The sequence below is a fragment of the Agromyces mariniharenae genome, assembly GCF_008122505.1.
GTDB classification, from domain to species: domain Bacteria; phylum Actinomycetota; class Actinomycetes; order Actinomycetales; family Microbacteriaceae; genus Agromyces; species Agromyces mariniharenae.
In genome coordinates this window covers 1,326,267-1,343,445 of the sequence record NZ_VSSB01000001.1, presented here as the reverse complement: position 1 = coordinate 1,343,445, position 17,179 = coordinate 1,326,267, and the positions used below count along the sequence as shown (strand labels likewise).

At 72.2% G+C, this 17,179-nt stretch carries 18 protein-coding genes; 8 read left to right on the top strand and 10 right to left on the bottom strand.

Annotation, left to right across the window (positions count from 1 at the left end):
* Positions 1-37: 37 nt before the first annotated feature.
* Positions 38-1,150, bottom strand: a complete 1,113-nt coding sequence (gene tal / locus FYC51_RS06115; protein WP_148732732.1) for a transaldolase — start codon at positions 1,148-1,150, stop codon at positions 38-40.
* A 137-nt stretch (positions 1,151-1,287) separates the two neighbouring features.
* Here tal and FYC51_RS06110 point away from each other — a divergent pair, with 137 nt between their 5' ends.
* Positions 1,288-1,662, top strand: coding sequence for a hypothetical protein (locus FYC51_RS06110; protein WP_148732731.1), 375 nt, complete (start codon positions 1,288-1,290; stop codon positions 1,660-1,662).
* 5 nt (positions 1,663-1,667) lie between these two features.
* On the opposite strand, the gene FYC51_RS06105 is transcribed toward FYC51_RS06110, so the two are convergent.
* Positions 1,668-2,687, bottom strand: a complete 1,020-nt coding sequence (locus FYC51_RS06105) for a LacI family DNA-binding transcriptional regulator (RefSeq protein WP_148732730.1) — start codon at positions 2,685-2,687, stop codon at positions 1,668-1,670.
* A 119-nt stretch (positions 2,688-2,806) separates the two neighbouring features.
* On the opposite strand from FYC51_RS06105, the gene FYC51_RS06100 reads away from it, so the two are divergent.
* On the top strand, positions 2,807-3,883 hold the full coding sequence (locus FYC51_RS06100) for a C45 family autoproteolytic acyltransferase/hydrolase (protein WP_148732729.1): 1,077 nt from the start codon (positions 2,807-2,809) through the stop codon (positions 3,881-3,883).
* A 123-nt stretch (positions 3,884-4,006) separates the two neighbouring features.
* On the top strand, positions 4,007-4,921 hold the full coding sequence (locus tag FYC51_RS06095) for a lytic transglycosylase domain-containing protein (protein ID WP_238476235.1): 915 nt from the start codon (positions 4,007-4,009) through the stop codon (positions 4,919-4,921).
* Between the two features lie 3 nt (positions 4,922-4,924).
* On the opposite strand, the gene FYC51_RS06090 is transcribed toward FYC51_RS06095, so the two are convergent.
* From FYC51_RS06090 to upp, 4 genes are all read right to left on the bottom strand, one after another.
* Positions 4,925-5,404 carry a MarR family winged helix-turn-helix transcriptional regulator gene (locus FYC51_RS06090; protein ID WP_238476234.1) on the bottom strand — a complete coding sequence of 160 codons (480 nt, stop codon included), beginning with the start codon at positions 5,402-5,404 and terminating at the stop codon, positions 4,925-4,927.
* Positions 5,405-5,731: 327 nt separating this feature from the next.
* On the bottom strand, positions 5,732-7,096 hold the full coding sequence (locus tag FYC51_RS06085) for a phospholipase D-like domain-containing protein (protein WP_148732728.1): 1,365 nt from the start codon (positions 7,094-7,096) through the stop codon (positions 5,732-5,734).
* A gap of 128 nt (positions 7,097-7,224) precedes the next feature.
* Entirely contained in the window at positions 7,225-8,001 is a 777-nt protein-coding gene (locus tag FYC51_RS06080; protein WP_148732727.1) for a winged helix-turn-helix domain-containing protein, read from the bottom strand.
* 536 nt (positions 8,002-8,537) lie between these two features.
* Positions 8,538-9,173, bottom strand: coding sequence for a uracil phosphoribosyltransferase (gene upp / locus FYC51_RS06075; protein WP_148732726.1), 636 nt, complete (start codon positions 9,171-9,173; stop codon positions 8,538-8,540).
* 71 nt (positions 9,174-9,244) lie between these two features.
* Between upp and tadA the strand changes: the two genes are divergently transcribed.
* Positions 9,245-9,682: a tRNA adenosine(34) deaminase TadA gene (gene tadA, locus FYC51_RS06070; RefSeq protein WP_187432643.1), complete on the top strand. Its 438-nt coding sequence runs from the start codon at positions 9,245-9,247 to the stop codon at positions 9,680-9,682.
* Between the two features lie 37 nt (positions 9,683-9,719).
* Here tadA and FYC51_RS06065 read toward each other — a convergent pair whose 3' ends face one another.
* A complete protein-coding gene (locus FYC51_RS06065) occupies positions 9,720-10,175 on the bottom strand; it encodes a hypothetical protein (RefSeq protein ID WP_148732724.1) in 456 nt (151 codons plus the stop codon).
* Between the two features lie 191 nt (positions 10,176-10,366).
* Here FYC51_RS06065 and FYC51_RS06060 point away from each other — a divergent pair, with 191 nt between their 5' ends.
* Together FYC51_RS06060 and FYC51_RS06055 are read left to right on the top strand one after the other, a co-directional pair.
* Positions 10,367-11,044 carry a response regulator transcription factor gene (locus FYC51_RS06060; RefSeq protein WP_148732723.1) on the top strand — a complete coding sequence of 226 codons (678 nt, stop codon included), beginning with the start codon at positions 10,367-10,369 and terminating at the stop codon, positions 11,042-11,044.
* Positions 11,041-12,060 (top strand): sensor histidine kinase, encoded by a 1,020-nt coding sequence (locus FYC51_RS06055; RefSeq protein WP_148732722.1) that lies wholly within the window; start codon positions 11,041-11,043, stop codon positions 12,058-12,060. Before FYC51_RS06060 ends, FYC51_RS06055 begins: the two co-directional genes overlap by 4 nt.
* Before the next feature lie 28 nt (positions 12,061-12,088).
* On the opposite strand, the gene FYC51_RS06050 is transcribed toward FYC51_RS06055, so the two are convergent.
* Together FYC51_RS06050 and FYC51_RS06045 are read right to left on the bottom strand one after the other, a co-directional pair.
* Positions 12,089-12,868 (bottom strand): glutamine amidotransferase-related protein, encoded by a 780-nt coding sequence (locus FYC51_RS06050; protein WP_148732721.1) that lies wholly within the window; start codon positions 12,866-12,868, stop codon positions 12,089-12,091.
* Positions 12,865-13,827 (bottom strand): cation diffusion facilitator family transporter, encoded by a 963-nt coding sequence (locus tag FYC51_RS06045; RefSeq protein WP_148732720.1) that lies wholly within the window; start codon positions 13,825-13,827, stop codon positions 12,865-12,867. Before FYC51_RS06045 ends, FYC51_RS06050 begins: the two co-directional genes overlap by 4 nt.
* A 23-nt stretch (positions 13,828-13,850) precedes the next feature.
* On the opposite strand from FYC51_RS06045, the gene proC reads away from it, so the two are divergent.
* Both proC and FYC51_RS06035 read left to right on the top strand, forming a co-directional pair.
* Positions 13,851-14,702, top strand: coding sequence for a pyrroline-5-carboxylate reductase (gene proC, locus FYC51_RS06040; protein ID WP_148732719.1), 852 nt, complete (start codon positions 13,851-13,853; stop codon positions 14,700-14,702).
* On the top strand, positions 14,699-16,057 hold the full coding sequence (locus FYC51_RS06035) for a beta-N-acetylhexosaminidase (protein ID WP_274379477.1): 1,359 nt from the start codon (positions 14,699-14,701) through the stop codon (positions 16,055-16,057). Before proC ends, FYC51_RS06035 begins: the two co-directional genes overlap by 4 nt.
* On the opposite strand, the gene rlmC is transcribed toward FYC51_RS06035, so the two are convergent.
* Positions 16,023-17,171: a 23S rRNA (uracil(747)-C(5))-methyltransferase RlmC gene (rlmC, locus tag FYC51_RS06030; RefSeq protein ID WP_148732717.1), complete on the bottom strand. Its 1,149-nt coding sequence runs from the start codon at positions 17,169-17,171 to the stop codon at positions 16,023-16,025. The genes FYC51_RS06035 and rlmC overlap by 35 nt on opposite strands.
* Between the last annotated feature and the right edge of the window lie 8 nt (positions 17,172-17,179).

The window sequence follows — 17,179 nt, the reverse complement described above, 5'->3', positions numbered from 1 at the left end:
GCGGCGGCCGCGTCGCGTCAGCCCGGACGTCGGAGGCTCATCGGGCCGCCTCCAGTGCGGTGCGGACGGTCTCGAGCAGCTCGTTCCAGGACACGCTGAACTTCTCCACGCCCTCGCGCTCGAGCACGGCGGTGACGTCGTCGTAGTCGACGCCCACCGCCGCGAGCGCGTCGAGCACCGCACCGGCCTCGGCGTAGGACCCGGTCACGGTGTCGCCGCGGATCTCGCCGTGGTCGAAGGTGGCCTCGAGGGTCTTCTCGGGCATCGTGTTCACCACGCCCGGCGCGACCAGCTCGGTCACGTACAGCGTGTCGGGGAGCGCCGGGTCCTTCACCCCGGTCGACGCCCACAGCGGACGCTGCCGCTTCCCTCCTGCGGCCAGGAGCGCGGCGGCCCGTTCGGTCGCGAACGCCTCCTGGTAGAGCTGGTAGGCGAGCTGGGCGTTCGCGACGCCGGCCTTGCTCTTGAGCGCGAGCGCTTCGTCGGTGCCGATCGCGGTGAGCCGCTTGTCGATCTCGGTGTCCACCCGGGACACGAAGAACGATGCGACCGAGTGGATCGTGGACAGGTCGATGCCCGCGGCCTTCGCCTGCTCGAGCCCGGCGAGGTAGGCGTCGATGACCTGCCGGTACCGGTCGAGGCTGAAGATCAGCGTCACGTTGATGCTGATCCCGGCGCCGATCGCCGCGGTGATCGCGTCCAGCCCTTCGACGGTCGCCGGGATCTTGACCATGGCGTTGGGGCGGGCGACCTTGTCCCAGAGTGCGTGCGCCTCGGCCACGGTGCCCTCGGTGTCGTGCGCGAGACCGGGCTGGACCTCGATCGACACGCGTCCGTCGTAGCCGTCGGTGCGGTCGTAGACCTCGCGGAGGTGGTCGGCGGCATCCCGCACGTCGTGCGTGGTGATCTCGAAGATCGCATGCTCGACGTCGGCGCCCTCGGCGGCGAGGTCGTGCAGGGCCGCGGTGTACGACTCGCCGTCGGCGAACGCGTTCGCGAAGATCGTCGGGTTCGTGGTGACGCCCACCACGTCGCGCTCGGCGATGAGACGCTCGAGCTCGCCCGTGGTGATGCGCTTGCGGGAGAGGTCGTCGAGCCAGATGCTGACGCCGGCCTGCGACAGGGCGGCGGTCGGGGTGTCGGTGCTCATGCCAGTAGTCTCCGCCCGTTTCCGGCGGGCGTCGAGCGGATGCCGCGGCATCCGTCGAGGGATCGCCTTCGATCACCGGGCGCGCGGGTGCCCGATCGCCGGTAGCCGTGCGGAGCAGACCCGCGTAGCGTCGAGCCATGGCGAAGGTACTCGAGGGACTGGCGGAATCGCTGCCGACGTGGGGCGCGAAGATGGCGTACGGCGAGAAGACCACACTGAACGGGCAGGACTTCGTGCCCGCCGCGCTCGTGGTCTTCGGGTTCGGCGGCGGCGAGGGCTCGGGGGAGTCCGAGGGCCAGGGCGAGTTCCCCCCGGGCCGTGGCGAGGGCAGCGGCGGCGGGGGCGGCGGCTACGCGATCCCGGTGGGCGCGTACATCGGCGGTCCGAACGGACTGAAGTTCCACCCGAACCCGGTCGCGATGATCGCGCTCGCGGTCCCGCTCGTCTCGGCGGTGGGCTGGGCGGCAGCCGCGGTGGCCCGCCTCTCGTCGGCGCGTCGGCGCCTCCGCTGACCGGCTCAGTCGCGTCGTCGGGTCGAGCCGCGCGGATGGAACCGTGCTCCGGTGAGCACCGGGGCGACGCTCGGTCGGCCGTCGATGCGCGCCTGCAGCAGGTCGAGCAGCGCCGCCGACGTGGCGGCGGTGTCGAGTTCCACCGCTGAGATCGCGGGCCGGCTGTGGCGCGCGTGCTCCGAGTCGGACGCGGTCGCGATCATGGCGTCGTGGGGCACGCGGATGCCGCGCTCGGCGAGCCCCGCGAGCATCCCGGCCGCGTGGCGGCCCGTGAGGCAGAGCACCGCGTCGGGCGCTCCCTCGTCGGCCAGCCGGTGGGCCATCGACCGGCCGCCGGCCTCGCCGTCGCCCTCGGCGACCTCGCGCACGATCGGTGCCGCTCCCCGTGAAGCGCTCCAGCTGCGGTACGCGGCCTCGGCGTCGAGGTTCCACGCGTTCGGCACCGTGCCGCGCACCAGTGCGATGCACCGCGCACCGCGGGCGGCGAGGTGGTCGAGCACCCGGCGGGTGATCGCCGGGCCGTCCTCCGACGCCCAGTCGGTGAAGCCGGGACGGTCGGGATCGCGTCCGAGTGTCACGTACGGGATGCCGCGCCGCTCGAGCAGGCGCACGACGGGGTCGTCGACGGTCGGCAGGTCGACGACGTAGCCGTCGAGCCCGAGGGCCAGCGGGGGAGCGGGCCGCCGGGTGAGGTCGGGCACCAGCATGACGCTGAGGCCGCGCGCCATCGCCTGCGACGAGAGGTCGCCGATGAACCGGGCGAACACGTCGACTCCCGCGGGCGCGTAGTCGCCCAGTAGGTCGAGGGAGCGGATCACGAGCCCGATCGCACCGACCGAGGAGCGCCGCAGTCCGCGGGCGAGCGCGTCGGCCTGGTACTCCATCTCGTCGGCGACCTCGCGCACGCGCGTGCGCGTCGCCGCGCTCAGGGTTCCGGTGCCGTTCAGTGCCATCGAGACCGCCGCGATCGAGACGCCCGCACGCTTCGCGACGTCGCGGATGGTCACGCCGCCCGCTCGTGCCATCAGGCCTCCCGACCTCGTTCCGCCGAGGCCGATTGTATAAAACGTTTTACGCTCCTAGCCTGTAGGCGCCCGACGATGGACCACCACGAGGGCGCGAGCGAGGAAGACCGGAACACGCGATGCGGCTGCACCACCTGACCACCGAGACGACCGACCCGGCCGAGCGCGGCGATGCGATCGGCCGGGCCTACGGCGGGTTCGTCCGCCGGGGCGCCGATCGCTACCTCGCGCACTTCGACGCGCTCGGCATCCCCGCCGACCGGGTCCGTGACATCGTCGAGCGCAGCCGCGTCTCCCTTGACGCGTGGTATCCGGCGCTCGTCGTCGAATCGGATGCCGCGGCCGCCGCCGCGGGCATCCAACCGTGGCGCGCCTTCGCGGTGGCCGCCCGCACCGAGGTGCTCGCCGTCGCGCCATCGGCCGGCGAGGGCGAGTGCTCGACCTCGGTACGGGTGCCCGCTGACGGGGGCGCGCCCGAGACCATCCAGACCTGGGACTGGCACGACCACCTCGCGACCGACGGCCTGCTGCTCCGCCTGACGGCCGCGACGGGTCTCGGCGTGAAGCTGTTCACCGAGTTCGGCACCGCGGCGAAGATCGGCGTCAACGACGCCGGACTCGGCGTGCACTTCAACATCCTGTCGCACCGCTCCGACAGTGACGCGGGCGGGGTCCCAGTGCACGCGATCGCGCGACGCATCCTCGAGGAGGCGACGACGCTCGACGAGGCGCGCCGCATCGCGGCTTCCGCTCGGGTCAGCGCGTCGACCGTGCTCACCGTGGCCGCGTACCACGACGGAATCGCCGAAGCGGCCAGCCTGGAGCTCTCGCCGGCGGGCATGGCGGTGGTGCGGCCAGCGGCCGAGGGCCGGCTCGTGCACACCAACCACTTCCTCGACCCCGCGCTCGCCGAGGGCGACACCAGCGCCGACGACTCGACCACCCGCGCCCGCTACGCGCACGCCTCGGCGGTCGGCGGCGCGATGTCGGGACTCCCGGCCGCCGGGCGCGCGGCGGCGTTCTGCGGCCCCCACGGCGGCTCGGCGCCGATCTGCGTGCGACCGGATGCCGCGAGGCCGGTGCACGAGCAGTGGGGCACGCTGCTCACGATCGCGCTCGACCTGCCCGGCTTCGGGCTCGAGGTGCACCCGGGCACGCCCGACGAGGTCGCGGTGCACGGATTCGATCGGTTCTGATCGCGGTAGTGACGGTTCCCACCGCGCTGGGTACTCTGGATTGAGCGGCTTCACGCCGTGACGGCAGGGACGCGGGGGACCGGCGGGCGAGCGCCTGACGAGCGGCCCGAATGGAGCACCACGATGAGCTGGGACCCGTTCTCCGACGAGGACGACGAGGATCGACGCCCTCGAGCGACGGGGGAGGCCCGGGGTGCGCGGATGTGGCGGGGCACGCGGAGCGTCCTCGGCTGGTCGGGCGTGGTCGCGGGCATCGCCGCCCTGGCCGTCGGTGCCGTCTACGCCGTGAACGTCGCGGGGCTCGGAGCCAAGCCCGGCGGGTTCGACTCGCAGCTCGACAGCGGGCAGAAGATCGCCCGGCCGCTCCTGACCGGCCCGATCGACTCAGCGACGACGACCACCCCGCCCGTCACGCCCCTCGAGGAAGCAGAGGCCCCGGCGGCGCTCTCGAGCTCCGGCGGGTTCCCGATGCCCTGGGTCGATCCTGAGTGGATCGCGCAGGTCGCCGCGGCGACCGGCATCCCCGAGCGAGCGATGAACGCGTACATCGCCGCGCACCTCGCGGTGGCCGCCGAGCTGCCCGACTGCGGTCTCGACTGGACCACGGTCGCGGCCATCGGCTCGATCGAGTCGAACCACGGCCGCTACGGCGGCGCGACGCTCGGCGACGACGGCTATCCCACGAAGCGCATCGTCGGCGTGCCGCTCGACGGCAACGGCGTGGCCGCCATCGCCGACACCGACGGCGGCGAGTTCGACGGCGACACCGTGTGGGACCGCGCCGTCGGACCCATGCAGTTCATCCCGTCGACGTGGGCGCGCTGGGCGAACGACGGCAATGCCGACGGTCTCGCCGATCCGAACCAGATCGACGATGCGGCGCAGGCGACGGCTCGCTACCTGTGCGCCTCGGGTCCGATGACGAGCGTCGAGGGCTGGCGCGCGGCCGTGTTCTCGTACAACCACCTCGACTCGTACGTCGACAAGGTCGCGTCCGTCGCGAACGAGTACGCGGCGGCATCCGACATCGGGGGCTGAGGCTCACGCCCCGGGCGACTCGTCGGACCGCTGCGCCCGCTGCTCCTCGCTCACGCCGAGCCGAAGGCGATCGCACAGCTCGGTGAGCGTGCGCAGCTCCTCCTCGTCGAGCGAGTTGCCGACGTGCTTCGTGATCGCGTCCACGTGCGTGAAGGCGACGCGACGGAACAGGGCGAAGCCCTCCTCGGTGATCGCGACGATGGTGCCGCGCCCATCCTCGGGGTCGTGCTCCTTCGTGACGAGCCCGCGGGCCGTGAGGCGGTCGACGAGGCGGCTCACGCTCGGCTGCGTGATGAGGACCGAGCGGTTGAGGTCCTTCAGCCGGAGCCGGCGCCCGGGCGCCCGGGTGATGTTGAAGAGCACGTCGTACTCGTTGAGCGAGATGACCTCGCTCGGGAACTCCGCCGCCAGGGCCCGCATGATCGTGACCTGGGCTCGGAAGAGCGACTCCCATGCGGCGACCGTGATCGCGCGTTCCGCCACCCTCGGCTCCCCTCGACGTCTTCGATCGTCGTGCCTGTCGACCCGACTGATCCAAGGATAGGGAACCGGTGCCCGGAAACGGGTGAGGGCCGGTCGTAGAGGCTGACGACCGACCCTCTCCCTTGCACCAAGAGTGTCCTGCAATCACATTCCGCACCGACCGCCACAGCAAACAGTCGGTGCTCTAGAAATATATAACGGATCGATAACGGGCGCTAGTTATCGTTCCGTGATTTTTCGGGATTTCGTCCCCCGGGCGGGGGAGGGATCCGCGCGCGCCCCGGCTGCGTCGACGCGCTGCTCGAGAGGCCCGGAACGAGGGCCCGGTCAGAGGGCCATTCGCACGTACTGGTCGACTCGCTTCGTGCGCAGCGTGCCGGGCGCGTACTTCTCCAGCCAGCCATCGTTCTCCGCGAGGGCGAGCGATCCGGCCGTCGCGGGGGATGCCGCGGCGGTCGTGCCACGGCTCGTGCGGTCGACGACTGCGCGGAAGTAGTAGTGGTTGAAGAGCCGGTTGAACTCGGTGAAGTAGATGTCGGCGACGCGCCGGTCGCCGCGGATGATCACCATGTTCTCGTCGTTGCCGGTCGTCGACGCCTCGCTGAAGTTCGCCGACCCGGTGACCACGATCGGGTCGGGCCCGAGCGGGTCGCGCAGCAGGAACTTGCAGTGCATGAACGCGACGTGCGAGTTGAGTCCGAGCCTGCGGTAGTCCAGGTACGCCCCGGCCACCGCCCGGTCGCGGATCCAGTGGCCGACGTTCGCCTGGCCGTGCACGCCGCCGTCGGTGAGGTTGGTCGAACCGGTCCACACCTGCGTGGGCTTCCCGGCCGCGTTGAGCAGCACCATGAACTTGTTGTGGGCGATCGAGGAGCGCCGTGCCTCGCGGCGGACGATCGCCGAGTCGGGGAGGCCCGCATCGGTGATCGCCTGGAGGTTCCGCAGGCGCGGGTCGCTCGCGTGGAACACGGCCTTCGTGCTGCCGTCGCGCTGCTTCTCGTTCGTGGTGTGCTCGTTGACCTTCAGGTCGACGACGAGCTTCACGTCGACGCCCTGGTCGATCGCGTGCTTCAGCTCGGCGAGTACCGGGGCGTAGGTGAACTCGTAGACGCATCCGCGGATCGCCTGGCCCGGCCGTGCAGCTCGAATGAACCGCAGCATCGCCTCGTCGAGATCACGGCTCAGCCACGCGAGCGCCTCCCTGCGCCTGCGCTCGGTCGGCTGACGGTCGGGCGGGAGGTTGCCGAACTTCAGGGCGTACCGCTGGCTCGAGGCGACACCCCTGTTGAAGAAGACGTCGTGCGTGCCGCCGTGGAGCGGCTCCGTCTCGACGTCGAGCTCGACGACCGGGCGCGTGCGATCGAGGTTCTTCGGGGCGCCGGCGAGCGGATGGAAGCGATACGTGTAGGGCCGGCCGGGCTTCGCGGTGAAGTCGTCCCAGACGAGGCTCTGGATCGGATGCTCGAACGTCGAGACCGTGATCGTCGCGTCTGGTGCCGGGATGACGCTCGGGAACACCTTGAAGCCGCTCATGAAGTAGCGCTGGTTCTCGGTCGGGTCGATGCGCTCGACCGCGAACCCGAGCAGCCCGGTCCGCGCCGCGGCATCCGCCTCGATGCCGAACGAGATCGTGTTCGTGCCCGCGACGGCGAAGACGCGGATGCCGCCCGCCGCCGGTGACCTGAAGCGCATCCCGACGCACCCCCTCGGGGGATCCGACGACCCGCACCCCACGGACCCGCACACGAGCGGTCCCCCGGGTTGGAGGCTACTCCGGCCGGGGTTCCGGCGCGAGCGTCGAGCCCGGGCCCGTCGCCCGATCAGTACAGGTCGGGCGACGGCGTCGAGGCCTGACGGATCGAGACGTCGGCGTGGCGGTCGAACCGGTAGCCGACGCCGCGCACCGTGCGCACGATGTCCTGGTAGTGGGCGAGCTTCGAGCGCAGGCGACGAACGTGCACGTCGATCGTGCGTTCGCTCGGGGCCTCGTCGTCGGCGTCCCACAGGCTGTCGATGAGCTCGTGGCGGTCGATGGTGCGGCCCTCGCGGAGCACGAGGTACTGCAGGAGCTCGAACTCCTTGTACGTGAGCCCGGCGGGCTCGCCGTCGAGGAGGACCCGCTTGCGCGAGATGTCGATGATCACGCCGTTGGGGTGGCGGTCGGCGTCGTCGCGGATGCCCTGGCTCTCGCGCTGCTTGGCGAGCGCGGCCGGGTCCTGCAACGCGAGGCGCACGACCTCGACGTCGCGACCGCCGGCGCCCTCGGGAGCGAGCGCGACGGCGGCGTAGGTCTCGGCCGACGGCGCGACGTCGGCGGTGAGGGCGCGGAGCGCCTCGACGATGCGGTGGAGGGTGGTGCCGTCGGCGAGGGCCTTGGCCTCGTCGATGCCCACGTAGAGCACGAAGCCTCGGGCCTCGGTGCCCTCGGGCACGGCGCGGACGCGCGGTGCAGCGCCAGCGGCCGGTGCCGCGGGTGCGGCCGGCGCCGCGACCTCGGCCGGGCGCGGCGCGATCGAGACGGGACGAGCCGGCAAGGCCGGCAGCGACGGGGCGGTGCGGACGGCGGTGGAGCGGACGGGAGCGAGTGCGAGAGACATGACGTTGGTCCTTGTGGAGTCGGTGCAGCGAATGGACCCCAAGACGGTGGCGGGGTCGATGCGAAAGGCCGTTCGGCCGGGGAACCCTGAAGAGCGGGTTCGGTGGAGTCCGAGCCGATCAGGATGTCGATCGGAGACGGGAACTCGGCGGTCGGGTCGCGGTCAGCGGCACATTCGACAACACATGGGCGCACGCGCCGACATCATCATGTCGGCAGTCCTGGTCACCTCGCGGGCGGTCAGGTTGCGTGCGGTGTCAGTCATGGGTGCCAGTGAAACGGATACGCGAGCGTGTGTCAATTCATGACGTCGGTATGACGGGGTGTGACGGCGCAGACGGTGCACGCAGCGGAGCGGCATCCGGGAGGATCGGGTGAGCGGATGACGCGCCAGCAAGAATCTGCGAAAAGATGGCGTTCAGAAAAATCTTCCGCAGTCGCATCCGCGCCAGCGCGTGGAGGCGCGAAGATCCTGCGGCGAAGCCAGTGAAGGGTCGAGGAGTGTACGGGCAGCGCGAGCGGATGCCGCGCCGCGGACTACTCGACCGTGCCGTACAGGCGGTCGCCGGCGTCGCCGAGGCCGGGCACGATGTAGCCGTGCTCGTTGAGTCGCTCGTCGACGGCGCCGAGCACGACGGTGACCTCGCGGCCGTGCAGCGCGTCCTCGACGGCCTTCAGGCCCTCGGGCGCCGCGAGGATGCAGATCGCCGTGACATCCGTCGCGCCGCGCTTCAGGAGGAACTCGATCGCCGCGGTGAGCGAGCCGCCGGTGGCGAGCATCGGGTCGAGCACGAAGCACTGGCGGTCGGAGAGGTCGTCGGGCAGGCGCTCGGCGTAGGTGGTGGGCTCGAGGGTCTCCTCGTTGCGGGCCATGCCGAGGAAGCCGACCTCGGCGCTCGGCAGGAGCTTCACCATGCCCTCGAGCATGCCGAGGCCCGCGCGGAGGATCGGCACGATGAGCGGCTTGGGCTCGGCGATGCGAACGCCCGTGGTGGGTGCCACGGGCGTCACGATGTCGACGGGTTCGACGCGTACCCCGCGGGTGCCCTCGTAGGCGAGCAGCGTCATGAGCTCCTCGACGAGGGAGCGGAAGACCGGCGACGGCGTGTTCACGTCGCGGAGCACCGTCAGCTTGTGGGTGATGAGCGGGTGGTCGGCAACGTGGACTCGCATAGGCTCGAGTCTAGTTGCGGGGGTTCTCGCGGAGGGAGGGGCTCGTGGACGTGCCGATCCACCGCGAGTGGATGCGCCTGGCCCTCGCCGAGGCCGAGCAGGCGCCCGCGACCCGCGACGTCCCGGTCGGCGCGATCGTGGTGCGCGACGGTGTCGTGATCGCGGCGCGACGCAACGAGCGGGAGCTGACGAACGACCCGACCGCGCACGCCGAGATCCTCGCCCTGCGCGACGCGGCCGCGGCGATCGGCGACTGGCGGCTCACCGACTGCACGCTCGTCGTCACCCTCGAGCCGTGCGTGATGTGCGCCGGCGCGATCGTGAGCGCGCGCGTCGGCACCCTCGTGTTCGGCGCATGGGACGAGAAAGCCGGCGCGGCCGGCTCGCTCTACGACATCGTGCGCGACCGGCGGCTCAACCACCGCGTCGAGGTCTACCCGGGCGTCGAGGTCGAGGCATCCGCTCGGCTGCTGCTCGAGTTCTTCGAGGACCCGCTGCGCCGGCCGTGAGTCGGATCGCGCGACCGAGCATTCCGCTCGCTCCTCTTCACCCGTGGAGCGGGATCACCGGGCAGGTGAACGACGCGACGACGCCGACGTCCACGGCGGTGCCGGCCTGCATCGCCGCCATGAGCTCGGCGTCGGAGTCGAGCACGCCGTCGCCGTCGGCATCGCCGGCGGCCACCGCGGCGGCATGGCCGGACGGGAAGGCGAGGGCGTGCACCATCCAGCGTCCGCCGTTGTAGTCGGTGTCGCCGGGCGCGGCGGTGGCGACGTTGAGCTGCGCGCCGCCGAAGTCGTAGATGACGTCGAAGGAGTGCGCCGGTGCGCCGGTCCGGGAGAGGTCGTTCGGCGTGGCGACCGTGCGGTACTGGGTGCCATCGACCCAGAACGCCGGGCCGCCGACACCGCCCGCCCCGGCGGCGTGGGCCGTGGTCGGAGCGAGGATCAGCGCCGCCGCGGCGACGGCTGCGAGCGCGGTGCGCGAGATGCGAGCATGCATGGGATGTCCCTTCCATCGGCCGGAGACCGGCTGGCCGCCGGCGGGCGTGTTCCGCCCACGACGCCAGTCCATCCCCGGGGTGGCGCGAACTCCATGACGGGGCCCTTACCGCCTCCTTACGGAGTCGTGACGGATGCCCCTGGCGGGCGGATTCCGGCCGCAGGCCGTCCCGACGGCTCTACGCTGGGCTCGTGGCACGCGTGCTCGTCGTGGACGACGACGCCACCGTCGCTGACGTGGTGATCGCGTACTTGGAGCGCGCGGGCATCGCGACGGAGCGTGCGACGGACGGGGTCGCGGCGCTTGCTGCCGCGGAGGCATCCGCTCTCGACGCGGTCGTGCTCGATCTGATGCTTCCCGGTCTCGACGGCATCGAGGTCCTGCATCGGCTGCGCACGGCCAGGCCGACGGTGCCCGTGATCATGCTGACGGCCCGCGGCGAGGAGGACGACCGCCTCGTCGGACTCGAGGCCGGCGCCGACGACTACATCGTCAAGCCGTTCAGTCCGCGCGAGCTGGTGCTGCGCGTGCAGGCGGTGCTGCGTCGCACGGGGGCGGGGCAGCCCGTGATGCTGCAGCACGGCGGGCTCTCGCTCGACCCCGTGTCGCACCGCGCCTGGCGGGACGGTCGCGAGCTGCAGCTCACGATGCGGGAGTTCGAGCTGCTGCGATGGTTCCTCTCGCACCCGGGCGCCGTGCACGATCGGGAGACCATCCTGCGGGAGGTGTGGGGCTGGGAGGTCGGCGACCTCTCGACGGTCACGGTCCACGTGCGCCGGCTCCGCGAGAAGATCGAGCCCGATCCGGCTCGGCCATGCCTCCTCGTGACGGTGTTCGGCGTCGGCTATCGCTGGGACGGTGGCGGATGAACCCCGACGTGGTGCCCGCGCTCGTCATCGCGGCGCTCGTCGCCGGGGCCGTGGGGCTCGTCGGCGCCCTCATCGTGCTCGCCGTCGCCCGCCGTCGCCCGGCCGTCGCGGCCGCGCTCGGTCCGCTCGTCGTGATCGCGGCCCTCGGCGGCGGGCTGGCGGTGAGCATCCAGGCGATGGTGCTCCCGGATGCCGCGGTGTCGGCGGTGCTCTGGCTGCTGGCCGCCGCGGTCCCGTCGGCACTCGTCGTCGGGCTCGTCCTCGCCCTGCGAACGCAGCGCCTCGGCGCGGACCGGGCGGCAGCGGTCGCCGCACGCGAACGCGACGCCGCCGCCGAATCGCGACGCCGCGAGGTCGTCGCCTGGATCTCCCACGACCTGCGTACGCCGCTGGCGTCGATGCGCGCGCTCGCCGAGGCCGCCGAGGACGGGGTCGCAGCGCCGGAGGACGCGATCCGCGGCATCCGGTCGGAGGTCGGACGGATGAGTGCCATGGTGGCCGACCTGCTCGACTACTCCCGCTTGCATGCGCCCGGCGTCCGCCTCGAATCCGAGGTCGTCGATGTCGGCGACGTGGTGTCCGACGTGCTCGCGAGCGCAGCGCCGATCGCGCGCGCCGCCGAGGTGCGGCTGGAGGGGAAGGTCCAGGGCGACGCCGTGGCGATCGTCGACCCTCGGGAGGTCTCCCGCGCCGTGGAGAACCTGGTCCTGAACGGGATCCGGCACACGGCTGCCGGTGGCACCGTGCGGACCGACGTCGCGTCGGGCGCCGACGGGGGCATCGTCGTCTCGGTCGTCGACGGCTGCGGAGGGATTCCCGAGGCCGACCTGCCGCGAGTGTTCGAGCCCGGCTGGCGCGGCACGCCGTCACGCACGCCGGGGGCAGGCGGCGGCACGGGAACGGGCCTGTCGATCGTGCAACGGGTGGCGGAGCTGCACGGCGGCGCTTGCTGGGTCGAGAACGTGAACGGCGGATGCCGCTTCACGCTGCGGCTGCCCGGCGCGTCGAGCCGATGACTCGATCCCTCGGAGGCCGCCCTGAGGGTCAGCTCGCGCGCGGAACCACGCGGCGGGCCTCGAGGCCGTCGAGGTACTCCGAGAGGAGGGCAGCGGATGCCGCCTCGGCACGCGGCCCGTTGACGGCGCGCTCCGCGCGCAGCTGCTCGCGGCTGAGCCCGTACTCGGGCAGCTCGTCTCCCCACGCGGCGAGCCAGTCCTCGTGGATCTCGTCGGTGACCTCGGGATGGAACTGCACCGCCAGCAGCCAATCGCCCTTGGCGAACGCCTGGTTCTCGTACTGGCCCGACGTGGCGAGCCGCTCGACGCCCTCGGGCAGGTCGAACGTGTCGCCGTGCCACTGCACGGTCGGCACGCCGTCGAAGTGCCGCACCGGCGACGCGGCGCCCGCCTCGGTCGGCTCGACCGTCAGCCAGCCGACCTCCTTGCGCGGGCCCTTGCGCACGTCGGCGCCGAGCGTCTTCGCGAGCATCTGGGCCCCGAGGCACACGCCGAAGATCGGCGCCTCGGCGTCGATGCGGCGGCGCAGCAGGTCGATCTCGTCGGCGAGGTAGGGGTAGCGGTCGGTCTCGTAGGCGCCCTCGTCGCCGCCGAGCACCACGACGAGGTCGGGGGCCAGCGCGTCGAGCGCGGTGACGTCCTCGCGGGGAGCGTCGACGGTCACGATCCGGTAGCCGTGCGCCTCGAGCGTCGGCCCGAGGTTGCCGAGCCCGATCGCGGAGTCGTGCCGGAGCACGAGGGCCGTGCGGGTGCCGGTTGCGGGCACGGATGCCGCGGGGCGCGCGGCATCCGTCGGTCGGCCGGTCATTCGAGGCCCTTGATGACGATCGCGTCGGTGGCCGGGGCGGCCGCCTTCGGGTCGACGTAGACGTCGGGTTCGAGGTAGATCACCCGCGCGGTGGGCACGGCGTGGCGGATGCGCTCCTCGATGACGTTCGTCGCCGTCGCCACCTCGAGCAGCCGCTGGTCGGCGTGGAAGCCGATCTTCGCTGCGACGAGCAGCTCGTCGGGGCCGAGGTAGAGGGTCTTCATGTGGATGATGCGCTCGGCCTCGGGGCCGGCGAGGATCGCCCGCTCGATCTTCTGCAGGTCCTCGTCGTTCGCGCCCTCGCCGACGAGCAGGCTCTTCGTCTCGATGCCGAGGACGATCGCGACGATGATCAGCAGGGTGCCGATCATGAGGGTGCCGATCGCGTCGAACAGCGAGTTGCCGGTGATGATCGTCAGGCCGACGCCGAAGAGCGCGAACACGAGGCCGAGGAGCGCCGCGATGTCCTCGAGCAGCACGACGGGGAGCTCGGGCGCCTTCGCGCGCCGCACGAACTGCACCCAGCTCTGGCGGCCGCGAACGTGGTTGGACTCCTTGATCGCGGTGCGCAGCGAGAACGACTCGAGCACGATGGCGATCGAGAGCACGAGGATCGGCAGCCAGGGCACCTCGAGCTCGTGCGGATGCTGGAGCTTGTCGATGCCCTCGTAGATCGAGAAGACGCCGCCGACGGAGAACAGGATGATCGAGACGACGAACGCGTAGACGTAGCGCTCGCGGCCGTAGCCGAACGGATGCTCCTTGTCGGCGGCCTTCTTCGCCTGGCGCCCGCCCAGGATGAGCAGCAGCTGGTTGCCGGCGTCGGCCACCGAGTGCACGCCCTCGGCGAGCATCGACGCGGACCCCGAGAAGAACCACGCGATGAACTTCGTGAGGGCGATGCCCGCGTTGGCGAGGAAGGCCGCGATGATGGCTCGGGTGCCGCCGGATGCGCTCATGGCGTCAATCCTAGGATGGTCGCATGAGCGCCGACGCCCCCGTGAAGCTGCCCTCCATCGCCTTCCTCGGAGCCGGGTCGATGGCCCGCGCGATCCTCGCCGGGCTGCTCCAGCCCGGCATCGAGATCGAGGGCGGCATCCGTGCCACCAACCGCTCGCGCGAGCGCGCCGACGAGCTCGACGGCCTGCCCGGCGTCACCTCCTACGCGACCGAGACGGATGCCACGGCGAACCGCTCGGCGGTCGCCGGCGCGAAGGTCGTGGTGGTCGCCGTCAAGCCCGCGATGGTGCCCGACCTGCTGCGCGAGATCGCCGACGCGCTCGACCCCGGCACCGTGGTGGTCTCGGTCGCGGCGGGCGTGACGGTCGCGACGTACGAGTCGCTGCTGCCCGAGTCGGTCGCGGTCATCCGCTCGATGCCGAACACGCCGGCCGTCGTCGGCCGAGCCGTGACGGGCGTCGCGGCGGGCACCCGTTCGACCGACGACGACCTCGCGCTCGCGGTGGCCCTCTTCGAGACGGTGGGCGACGTGATCGTCGTGCCCGAGGAGCAGATCGACGCGCTCTCGACGATCTCGGGGTCGGGGCCCGCGTACGTCTTCTTCCTCATCGAGCAGCTCACGGCGACCGCGATCGACAAGGGATTCACACCCGAGCAGGCGGCGCTCATGGTGGAGGGCACGTTCCGGGGCGCGAGCGAGCTGCTCGCGGCATCCGAGTACGACCCGGCCGAGCTGCGCCGCCGCGTGACGAGCCCGAAGGGCACCACCGAGCGTGCGATCGCGGTGCTCGAGGAGGCGCGACTCAAGGAGGTCTTCGACCGGGCGACGGATGCCGCGCTGGCTCGCGCCCGCGAGCTGGCGGCCGGGGCGTGACCTCGCCGCCATCCCGGTCGTCGAGTAGCGCCGGCCGCAGGCCGACGCGTATCGAGACGCTGGCCCCGCTCCGCCTCACCGGCGAGCCCCGCTTCGCGTGGCGCGGCGTCATGCTCGACGTCGCGCGCCGGTTCCGGCCGCTGCCCGAGCTGCACCGGTTCGTCGACCTCGTCGCGGCCCACGGGCTCAACATGCTGCAGCTGCACCTCACCGACGACCAGGGCTGGCGGTTCGAGGTGCGGCGGCATCCGCTGCTCACCGAGGTGGGCGGTCGGCGGTCGGAGTCCCAGCTCGGGCACGGGCCCGACGCACGCGGCGACGGGGTGCCGCACGCCGGGTGGTACACGAAGGACGAGCTTCGCGGGCTCGTGCGGTACGCGTCCGAGCGCGGCATCCGGATCGTGCCCGAGGTCGACGTGCCCGGGCATGCGCGGGCGATCCTCGCGGCGTATCCCGAGCACGGCGTCGGCGGGGCGGGGGCCGTGCGCGAACGGGTGACCGAGCCGTGGACGCGGTTCGGCATCTCCGACGAGGTGCTGAATGCCGAGGACGCGACGGTCGCCTTCGTGTGCGACGTGCTCGACGAGGTGTGCGACGTGTTCGAGTCCGACGTGATCGGCATCGGCGGCGACGAGGCGCAGAAGACGCGGTGGCGCGAGGACCCGCGCACGCAGGAGCTCATGGCCGAGCGCGGGCTCGCCGACGAGCCGGCGCTGCAGGCGTGGTTCCTCGGCCGCGTCGCGGCGCACCTCGCACGTCGAGGGCGCCGCGTGATCGGGTGGGACGAGATGCTCGAGGGCGGCGGGGCGCCGGCGCCCGACGCGGTCGTCGCGTCGTGGCGCGGACCGGTCGGCGCCGAGCTCGGGGCGCGGCTCGGCCATGACGTCGTGCTCTGCCCCGACCTGTGGACCTACCTCGACTACCGGCAGTCGGACGACCCGCGCGAGCCGATCCCCGTCGGCACGGTGCTCTCGCTCGAGGACGTCGCGTCGTTCGAGCCGCTGTCGTCCGCGTCGTCGGCGGCGCTGCGGCAGCACGTCATCGGCGTGCAGGCGAACGTGTGGACCGAGCACCTCGACACCCGCGAGCGACTCGACTACGCGGTGTTCCCGCGTCTCGGCGCGTTCGCGGAGGTCGCGTGGAACGGCGGACCGCTCGACTGGGACGACTTCGCGTTCCGGCTGCCCGGCTACCTGGCGTGGCTCGAGGAGCAGGGCGTGGACTTCCGGCCGCTCGACGGTCCACGACCCGAGCAGCAGCGGCCGGGGGTTCCGGGAATGCCGCGCGATCGCGCCGCGCGCATCGCCGAGCTCGAGCGGCTCACGGCCGACCTCGACGCTCCAGCAGCACCATGACCTCGAAGTGCGTCGTCTGCGGGAACATGTCGAACACGCGCGCCTTCACCGGCCGGAGCGACGGCATCGCCGCGAGGTCGCGGGCGAGCGAGGCGACGTTGCAGCTCGAGTAGAGCACGTGCGCGGCATCCGATCGCTCGAGCCAGTCGGCGAGCTCGCGACCGATGCCGCGGCGGGGCGGGTTCACCACCACGAGGTCGGGGGCGCGTTCCGCGCCGACGGCGAACGCGGTGGCGTCGCCGGCCGCGAACCGCAGGCGGCTCAGCGCGGCATCCGTGCGGCTGAGCTCGGCGCTCGCGACGGCCTCGACGCTCGTCTCGATGCCGGTGACGTCGGTCGCGGCCGCATCGCCGGGGCCGCCCGCGAGGTGCAGGGCGAAGCCGCCGACGCCGGAGTAGAGGTCCCAGGCGTCCTCGGGTGCGAGGTCGCGGATCCAGGCGCGCGCCTCGGCGTAGAGCGCGGCGGCGATCGCGGTGTTCGTCTGGAAGAAGCTCTGCGGGCGCAGGTGCATGGTCACGTCGTTGAGCCGCATCGGCAGGGTCTGGTGCTCGGTGAGCACGACCTCCTCGGCGCCCTCCAGCACGGCCTTGTGCTCGGGCAGCAGGTTCGCCGTCACGACCCGCGCCTGCGGCAGCTCGGCGAGCAGCGACGGCAGGTGCTTGCGGATGCGCCCGACGGGCTCGGTCGACCGCAGCACGAAGCGCACCATGAGCTCGCCGTCGGGCGACTCGGTCACGATCAGGTGCTTGAGCTCGCCCGTGCGGGTGCCGACGTCGTACGGCGCGATGCGGGCGAGCGTGATGAAGCGCGCGAGCACCGGGAACGCGGCGCGGTGCCCGGGCGAGCAGATGCCGCACGCCTGCAGGTCGACGCCGTGGCCGTCGGCGTCGAGGATGCCGATCGTCGGGGCATCCGTCGTGCCGCCGACCACCATCTTCGCCTTGTTGCGGTAGTCGCGCTCGACGCTCGCGACGGGCGGCAGCCACGCGGGCACGTCGAACGGCGCGAGGAGCTCCTCGGCGTGCGACTGCTTCTCGGCGAGCTGGTCTGAGTAGGGCCGCCCCATGAGGGAGCACGACCGGCACTGCCAGGCGTCGAAGTAGGGGCACTGCACGCGTCAAG